This window comes from Acinetobacter higginsii, from assembly GCF_000369525.1.
In the GTDB taxonomy this organism is placed as follows: domain Bacteria; phylum Pseudomonadota; class Gammaproteobacteria; order Pseudomonadales; family Moraxellaceae; genus Acinetobacter; species Acinetobacter higginsii.
This window is the reverse complement of the sequence record NZ_KB850069.1, coordinates 1-3439: the sequence shown is the minus strand read 5'-3', so window position 1 is coordinate 3439 and position 3439 is coordinate 1. Positions and strand designations below refer to the sequence as shown.

5 protein-coding genes are annotated in these 3439 nt (G+C 35.0%); 1 reads left to right on the top strand and 4 read right to left on the bottom strand.

Going from position 1 to position 3439, the window contains the following annotated elements; all coding sequences use genetic code 11:
• Positions 1 to 360: 360 nt before the first annotated feature.
• Positions 361 to 1170 (top strand): NYN domain-containing protein, encoded by an 810-nt coding sequence (locus tag F902_RS00525; RefSeq protein ID WP_005200083.1) that lies wholly within the window; start codon positions 361 to 363, stop codon positions 1168 to 1170.
• Positions 1171 to 1223: 53 nt separating this feature from the next.
• On the opposite strand, the gene F902_RS00520 is transcribed toward F902_RS00525, so the two are convergent.
• The 4 genes from F902_RS00520 to F902_RS22555 all read right to left on the bottom strand — a co-directional run.
• The gene (locus tag F902_RS00520; RefSeq protein WP_005200082.1) at positions 1224 to 1892 is read right to left on the bottom strand and encodes an Abi family protein; all 669 of its coding nucleotides are present in this window, start codon (positions 1890 to 1892) and stop codon (positions 1224 to 1226) included.
• A gap of 132 nt (positions 1893 to 2024) precedes the next feature.
• Positions 2025 to 2510, bottom strand: a complete 486-nt coding sequence (locus F902_RS00515; protein WP_228129730.1) for a hypothetical protein — start codon at positions 2508 to 2510, stop codon at positions 2025 to 2027.
• A gap of 178 nt (positions 2511 to 2688) precedes the next feature.
• The gene (locus tag F902_RS22560; protein WP_005200080.1) at positions 2689 to 3105 is read right to left on the bottom strand and encodes a hypothetical protein; all 417 of its coding nucleotides are present in this window, start codon (positions 3103 to 3105) and stop codon (positions 2689 to 2691) included.
• A gap of 3 nt (positions 3106 to 3108) precedes the next feature.
• Positions 3109 to 3439: hypothetical protein (locus F902_RS22555; protein WP_043540800.1), on the bottom strand; the 331-nt coding region annotated here is incomplete at its 5' end.

The following is a 3439-nucleotide window of genomic DNA, read 5'->3' as shown; positions in this document are numbered from 1 at the left end:
TCCCTCCACATGCACCGCATATCTTCCTTTAAAAAGGGCGCACAGAAGTAGATAAAGCTCGACCGTTAGGTGCTTATTTGATGATTTAAACTGCTGAATTAACGAAGGACTTCAAATTGAGGCTTGTCAAACTGTTCTAATTCTTTAAAATAGATAGTGGTACTAGCCTTTAAGGTGAATATCAGTACGAGTTGGAAGCTCTGCCGATCTTTCGTTAATTGATGTTGGAAGCATCAAATAACTGTACCCACTGAATTTAATGTAAAAGCCCAATAACTTGCAAGAGTTATTGGGCTTTTTATTATCTGTCAGTTATAAAACTATATAAAATTAGCACTAATTAACGATGGGGGAATTACTTTGGCAACATCTAAAACCATATTTAACCTAACAGAAGAAAGAACATCTAAGCTAGCTGTACTCATTGATGCAGATAATGCTTCAGCAAAAGATATTGAAAATATACTTAATGAGCTTACAAAATATGGTGAGGCAACAATCAAAAGGATATATGGAAATTTTGTTAGTCAAAATGGTAATTGGAAACAAGCTATTAATAATTTAGCAATTAAACCAATGCAACAATTCGCTTATACATCAGGAAAAAATGCCACCGATGGATTTATGATTATTGATGCAATGGATTTGCTTTATACGGATCGTATTGATGGGTTTGCTATTGTATCAAGTGATAGTGACTTTACAGCCTTAGCTATTCGAATAAAAGAACAAGGGGCAATGGTATATGGCTTTGGAAAGAAACAGACACCAGAAGCATTTCGTAATGCTTGCTCTCATTTTACTTACGTTGAAAATTTAACAGGATATGAAGAACCACCCATAAAAGAGAATACTTCTAATCAAATAAAAGAACCTCCTAAAGAAAAATTGAATAAAGACCTTCCTACAGCAAGTACAACAGTTGCTACATCACAATTACCATTAGATAAAATTAAACAAATTTTTGATAATCATGATACAGAATGGGTATCCGTAGCCTCTCTTGGATCACAGTGGAAACTTCTACAAGTTGATTTTGATCCTCGGACATATGGTTTTAAAAAACTAGGGGACTTAGTCAAAGCATATCCTAAGATATTCGATGTGACAGAGAGGTCAACAAACTCTAATGAACATAAAAATCTGTATGTTCGATTAAAGCAAAAATAATTGTTATATAGTTAAATAAGTTAACCACTTTAATGTAGTTAACTTATTATTAATTAGTAGCTTAAGTTAGATTTCAACTCTAATGAAAATGGCTCAATAAGATTGTGTGTATCAGTACAACGACAATAGACAAAGCGCATTAAAACTTCTAAATCATTTTCTAGATTACGATTAAAAATAATCGGTTCATGATGAGCAATTCTGTTTCTTAATTCACGTAATTGATCTGTCCAATCGTAAAAAATTTGTCTGTTTTCAACAGTTGCATTAGGAAAAACAGAACTAAAACACCCCTGCCAAATACGTTCTTCATAATTAGCCATAAGCATCTTTTGCCAGAATACAAATTTAAGCTCAGGGATCATTTTACTAGGCGAATCAGGGAACTTCTCTTTGGCACTATCAAACATACTTTTAGGACTATGTCTCCCTCTACGGCTAAGGCTTCGAATAAAAGCTTCATTTTCATGCCAACTATTTGTTTCATTACACCTAAAAGATATTTCTATTGCCTGAACAACAGCATTTCGCAGAATAACTTCAAAATAATTTAATAAGTAAAAAAACTTATTAGAAATTAATAAATTACGCTCATAAAGTATTAATACATCAGATTTTTCATATGGTTCACCTTTATCTTTATAGAAATTTTCATACTTAGATAAGCGTGGTATAGATAAAGTTTGCTCTATCTTAAGCACTGCATCATTTGACAATTCCACCGTATATACCCTAATATGTAGTTGTAAGTTTGAGAGACTGCGGATCTAAGATCTTCCCTCCCAAGCGCTAAGATTCAAAAAAGCCTTTCATTAACGTGAAAGGCTTTTTTCTTTTTGGGGTCAATTAAAAGCTTACATATTGATTGTAATTGAAATATTTTCTTGAGGGACATCAAAGTAATTAGCTAATAGTCTCTTTGCTTCAGGAATAGATATTTTATCTAGTGTTTTAGAAGCATTATCTTCATTTAATTTATTGAATTTAAGATCATTCAAATCGATATTCATCTCTTCTAATGAACTATAAGAAACAGGATTCCGATTACCATCCCACATATTGGGAATAGAGATATCAGCATATTCAGAGATATTTATTATCCACCTACCATCTGCATCTTCTTCTTGAGATTGGCTAATACTGGATATTTTTCCAACTAAAAATGCAGTGTGATGATCAGCCTCCGGCTCTCCCCAAGATTGTTTCCTGTTTTGCACACAAACTAGATAATTGCACTTTCCTGCATTATGAGCATTTAGTCTCCAAGACTGACTACCACCTTCTTTTAAAATTCTAGTCTTTCCACGAGCAGTTAGTACTACTACACAGTTATTATTCATAATACACCAAAAAAACATAAACAAGCCTATACTATATTCAATATAGCTAAATTGAAGCATTAGTACAAGCCAATACTATGAAATAAATATCAGCATACTAATAAAAATAATTACATCCCAAAATCCATACCTCGATCTTGCCTAGGTCGAGGTCTTTCTATCTCTTGTTTACGCTCATTCATCTGGAGGATATTTTTTTCAATATCTCTGATGTTTCGAGCAAATTTTGCTGAGCTTTGGTCACTTGTAACGAGACTGAATGCTGTACTGTTGAGATTCTCTCCAGCACTTCTTCGTTGTTGGCTGTGATCTGGCTCATCTCTCGAACTTTTCCATTGATCTGCTCGGTATAGCTTGCTGTACTGCGTTCTAGACCGTGAAATTGCTTCTGTATTGTCGCTAATGATTTCTGTGCTTGCTGTAAGCTCTGCTGATCGCTCTCGATTGCCTTTGATTGAGCTGACAAGGCTTGGATAATCTTGGTTTGCATTGTGTCTAAAGCTTGCTGTTGCTTCTGCAATTGCACTTGTTGTTGCAGTAATTGTTGCTGTTGTTCTTCGATGATTCTCAATAATTGTGTTTCTAATTCGGTCATCGTTTAGTACCCCATTGGAATCATGTAACCGTTCTGCCATTCCCCTGCATTCTTGTTGATCTGAATACAGAGACGTTGTGCTTTGCTGTCTGGTCGCTTGCATGTGCTGATCGTCAAACTGCCTCCCGATCGGTTCAAATGGTCGACCCTCATTTGCTTCTCGTTGATCACTGTATTTAGCGTCTGCATCTCGCTGTACTTGTTTTTGGTGACGAGACCAAGCGAGAAAATTGCTATAAGCAAAATAACTGCTGCTGAAATCAGTCCCATATTCAAAATGGTAAGTTTTTTCTGTACCGCTTGATTCTGGGCTTGTTGTTCTTGGCTCTGTATT

Bases quoted from the DNA above. Each gene is read 5' to 3' on its own strand.
- F902_RS00515 (WP_228129730.1), bottom strand. From the start codon at position 2,510: ATGAATAATAACTGTGTAGTAGTACTAACTGCTCGTGGAAAGACTAGA.
- F902_RS22560 (WP_005200080.1), bottom strand. From the start codon at position 3,105: ATGACCGAATTAGAAACACAATTATTGAGAATCATCGAAGAACAACAG.